This window comes from Halorubrum sp. CBA1125 (assembly GCF_009742825.1).
Taxonomy (GTDB): domain Archaea; phylum Halobacteriota; class Halobacteria; order Halobacteriales; family Haloferacaceae; genus Halorubrum.
Window position 1 is genome coordinate 1 of record NZ_WPCE01000225.1, and the last position, 4,185, is coordinate 4,185.

Annotated in this window: 2 protein-coding genes and 2 pseudogenes; 1 reads left to right on the plus strand and 3 read right to left on the minus strand. The window is 73.6% G+C overall.

Annotated elements, in window-relative coordinates:
- Positions 1 to 256: pseudogene (locus GJ633_RS17300) on the plus strand (hypothetical protein); the annotation flags it as partial.
- A 27-nt stretch (positions 257 to 283) separates the two neighbouring features.
- Here the strand turns inward: GJ633_RS17300 and GJ633_RS14580 are convergent.
- From GJ633_RS14580 to folP, 3 genes and pseudogenes are all read right to left on the minus strand, one after another.
- Positions 284 to 1,354, minus strand: a complete 1,071-nt coding sequence (locus GJ633_RS14580; RefSeq protein ID WP_156589389.1) for an NAD(P)/FAD-dependent oxidoreductase — start codon at positions 1,352 to 1,354, stop codon at positions 284 to 286.
- Between the two features lie 84 nt (positions 1,355 to 1,438).
- Positions 1,439 to 2,875: a bifunctional oligoribonuclease/PAP phosphatase NrnA gene (locus tag GJ633_RS14585; RefSeq protein ID WP_156589390.1), complete on the minus strand. Its 1,437-nt coding sequence runs from the start codon at positions 2,873 to 2,875 to the stop codon at positions 1,439 to 1,441.
- 130 nt (positions 2,876 to 3,005) lie between these two features.
- A pseudogene (folP, locus tag GJ633_RS14590) lies at positions 3,006 to 4,185 on the minus strand (dihydropteroate synthase); the annotation flags it as partial.

Sequence of the window (4,185 nt, forward strand, 5' to 3'; positions counted from 1 at the left end):
CCCGATCCTCGGCCGTCGGGCGGCGGCGACGGTCCGTCCCCCGGGCGGCGACCGGACGGCAGTCCTCGTGACCGGCGCGGTCGACGCCGCCGCGCTCGCGGCCGCGCTCCGTCGGCTCGCGGCCCGCGACGTCGCGGTCGACGCGGCGGGAGTCGCCGGCGACGCGCTCGTCGTGGTCGTGAGACGCCGCGACGGGGCGACCGCGGTGCGCGCGTTGGAGGCGGCGCTCGACGCCGTCCCGACGGACGACGCGTAACGCCTCGGAAAACGGCGGGTCGGCGCTTCAGTCGTCGGCGCTCGCCGGATCGGCCGCCGGCGCGTACAGCTCGCCGGCGCGCTCGCGCTCCGTGAGGTACTCGTCGGCGTCGATCGCGGCCTCACACCCCATCCCGGCGGCGGTGACCGCCTGCTGGTAGTGGAAGTCGACCACGTCGCCCGCGCCGAACAGCCCCTCGACGCCGGTGGCGGTCTGGTTGGCGCCGCGGCCGCCCTCGGTGAGCAGGTACCCCTCGTCGTCGAACTCGACGCCCGTGCCCTCCAAGTACTCGGTGTTCGGGGTGTGGCCGATCGCGAAGAAGACGGCGCCCACCTCGAAGTCGTACTCGTCGACCTCGTCGGCGGTCGCGGGGTCCTCCAGCTTCTCTTTGGGATGGCCGCCCGGGTGCTCGACGAGGGTGACGTGGTCGACGCCCTCTTCGGGCGTGCCGTGGATCTCCGTCAGCTCGGTGTTGAGGAGCAGTTCGATCTCGCCGTCGTCGACCTTCTCCATCGTGCGGTCGATCCAGACGTCCTCGGCGCGGAACTCCTCGCGCCGGTGGGCGACGTACACGGTGTCCGCGAACTTCGTGAGGAAGTTCGCCTCCTCCATGGCCGCGTCGCCGCCGCCGACGACGAGCATGTCCTCGCCGCGGAAGAACGCGCCGTCGCAGGTCGCACAGGTGGAGAGCCCGTATCCCATCAGCTCGTCCTCGCCGGGGACGCCGAGGGTGCGGGCGCTCGCGCCGGAGGCGGCGATGACGGCGTCGGCGGTGTAGACGTCGCCGTCTGAGAGCGCGACGCGGAAGTGGCCCGCGGGCTCCTTCGAGACGTCCTCGATGACCCCGTTGCGGGTCTCGGCGCCGAACTTCTGCGCCTGCGCTTTCATGTTGTTGATCAGCTCCGGCCCGGAGATCCCTTCGGGGAAGCCGGGGTAGTTCTCCACGTCGGTGGTGAGCGTGAGTTGGCCGCCCGGCTCGTCGCCCTCGACGACGAGCGGGTCGTTGTTCGCGCGAGCCGCGTAGATCCCGGCGGTGAGCCCGGCGATCCCGGTCCCCGCGATAATCAGTCGGCGATGTTCGACGACGTCGTCGGTCATGTTCGGACAGTCGCCGTCGCGAAGTATGTAGGTTGCGCCATCCGGCGGCGCGAGCGGACAGGCGTCGTCGCCTCCGCGTCGCCGTCACTCCGTCGGGAACTCCGGCGGCGTCGCGGGCGGCGTCGACGGCGCGTCGGCGAGCGCCTCGAAGAACCGCTCGGCGACGAACGTCTCGACGACGTCGGCCAGCGACTCCGACTCGGAGACCTCTTCCAGGATGCCGAGCGGAACCTGTGCGCCGGCCATCGCGGCGTGACCGCCGGCGGAGCCGACCGGGTCGAGCGCGTCCCGGAGCAGTTCTCCCACGTCGAGGTCGGTGCCGCGGGCCCGCGCGGAACCGTAGATCACCCCGTCTGCGTACCCGTAGACGAACGTCACCGTGACTCCGTCGAGCTCCAGCAGGCGGTCGGCCGCCTGCGCGAGCGCGTCTCGGTCGGCGATCTCGCCCACGCCGGAGGCGACCGTGTTGCCGCGGACGTCGCGGTTCTCGATGGCGACCGCGAGCACGCGCAGCGTTTCGGGGCTCAGGCTCGGGCTCTCGACGCGCTTGAGGACCGACTCGTCGGCGTGTGCCGACAGCGACGCGGCCGCCTCGAAGTCCGGGATCGCGGTCGACCGCGTGAAGTCTTTCGTGTCGATCCGGATCCCGTACAGGAGCGCCGTCGCCAGCTCCCGACCGGGCTCGACGCCGAGACGGGAGAGGTACTCCTCGATCAGCGTGCTCGTCGCGCCGATCGCCGGCCGGATATCGACGAACGACCCCGCGACGGGCCCTCGCGGCGGGTGGTGATCCACGACGATGTCGACGGGGTATTCCTCCGGGAGGCCGTCGTTGATCCCGGCCCGCGAGTGGTCGACCAGGGCGATCCCGTCGTAGTCGTCGAGGTCGATCTCGTCGAACGTCCGGAGGCGGATGTCGAGGACGTTCACCATCGCGCGGTTCTCCTGGTGGGCGATCTCGCCGCCGTAACAGGGGTCGGCGGGAACGCCGACCGTCTCCGCGATCCGCGCCAGCCCGATCGCGCTCGCGAGCGCGTCCGGATCGGGGTTGTCGTGAGCGACGACGAGCAGGGGGCCGGCGAGATCCCGGAGGATCGCGAGCAGTCGCGCCGGCCGCTCGTCGACGTCGGCGCCGGTCGCCTCACACACGCGGGAGGCGACGGCCTCGGCGGGGTCGACGACGCGGTCGGCGACCGACTCCAGCGCCGACTGCTGGGCCGCGCTCGGATCCGTCCCGACGTGCGCGACGATCATCGCGTCCGGGTAACGTCTCCGCGCGGCGCGCGCGGCGGCGACGTTGCGCTCGGGGTCGTCGCTCGCGACGAACACGACCGCCGCGCTGTCGGGGTACGCCGAGGCGTCCGTGGGGTCGGCCTCGACGGTGGCGACGTTGCGGTCGCGCAGCGTCGACGCCCACCCGGCGTCGTCGGTGATCGCGACGAGTTCGCCGGCCTCCTCGCGCGTACGCTCGACGAACGCGTTCCCGACCGCGCTACAGCCGAGCAGCAGGCGCCGGGTCATACCGGATCGAGGGCGTCGCGAGTCAAAATGCTGCCGTCGAGTCGGCGCGTCGGCGCCGCCCTCATTCTCGGCCGCATCGATCGCGCCGTCCTCACTCCCGGCCGCACCGCCCGCGGCGGGACCGCTTCCGTCACGCTCCCCCGTCCCGCAGCGCGCCGTTCACCGCCGCGGCGACGTCGACCGCGGCGCGGTTCTCGTCCACGTCGTGGACGCGGACGATGTCGGCGCCGCGGTCCGCGGCCAGCGCGGTCGTGGCGACGGTCGCGTGCTCGCGGTCGCCCGACTCCCGGCCGAACGCCCCGTACATCGACTTGTGCGAGTGGCCGATCAGCACGGGACAGTCGAGCGCGGCGAACTCCCCGATCCGGTCGATCAGCTCGAACTCCTCCGCGGCCGACTTGCCGAACCCGAGCCCGGGGTCGACGATCACCCGGTCGCGGTCGATCCCGGCCGCCTCCGCCAGCGCGAGCCGCTCGCGCAGGGCGGCGATCACGTCGGCGACGGCGTCGTCGTACTCGGGCTCGGCCGTCGGGTCGACCGGCGCGTCGACGCTGTGCATCGCCACGACCGGGCAGCCGGCGTCGGCGACCACCTCGCGCATCGCGGGGTCCTCCAGGCCGGTGACGTCGTTGACCATGTCCGCGCCCGCCTCGAGCGCCGCCTCGGCGACGGCCGCCTTCCGCGTGTCGACCGAGACCAGAACGTCGCCGTCGGCGACCGCCGACACCGACCGGATCGCCTCGACGGCCGGGACCACCCGGTCGACCTCCGCCGCGACCGGCACCGGCTCCGCGCCCGGCCGGGTGGACTCGCCGCCGACGTCGACGATGTCGACGCCCGCCTCGACCATCCGCTCGCGCCCGCGACCGCGTCCTCGACGGCGGCGTGGCGGCCGCCGTCGTGGAACGAGTCCGGCGTGACGTTGAGCACGCCCATCACCGCGGTGCGGTCGGTCCACGGGTAGTCGTCGGCGGCGTTGTCGGCGTTGTCGGCGTTGTTGGTGTCGGCCGCGTCGGTGTCGATCCCGAGTCGGCGAGCGACGTCGGCCGCGACGCCGGCGAATCCGTCGCGCCCGTCGAGCCGATCGAGCAGGTCGCGGAACGTCGCGACCGTCGCGGCGAGCGTGACCGGGACGCGCTCGCCCCCCGGGACGACCCCCTCGCCGGCGCCGAGTCCGCCGATCGCGGCCTCGCCGCGACGGCTCGGAGGGCGGCCGCGAGCCGCTCGGCGCGGTCGCCGCGCAGCCGGAGCGTGAGGACGCGGTGGTCGATCCCCCTCGCTCCGTTCCGCGGCGTCGCGGCCGGGATCCC

What these genes read in the sequence shown, in the direction of transcription:
- GJ633_RS14580 (WP_156589389.1), bottom strand. Translation starts at nt 1,354, where the DNA reads ATGACCGACGACGTCGTCGAACATCGCCGACTGATTATCGCGGGGACC.
- GJ633_RS14585 (WP_156589390.1), bottom strand. Translation starts at nt 2,875, where the DNA reads ATGACCCGGCGCCTGCTGCTCGGCTGTAGCGCGGTCGGGAACGCGTTC.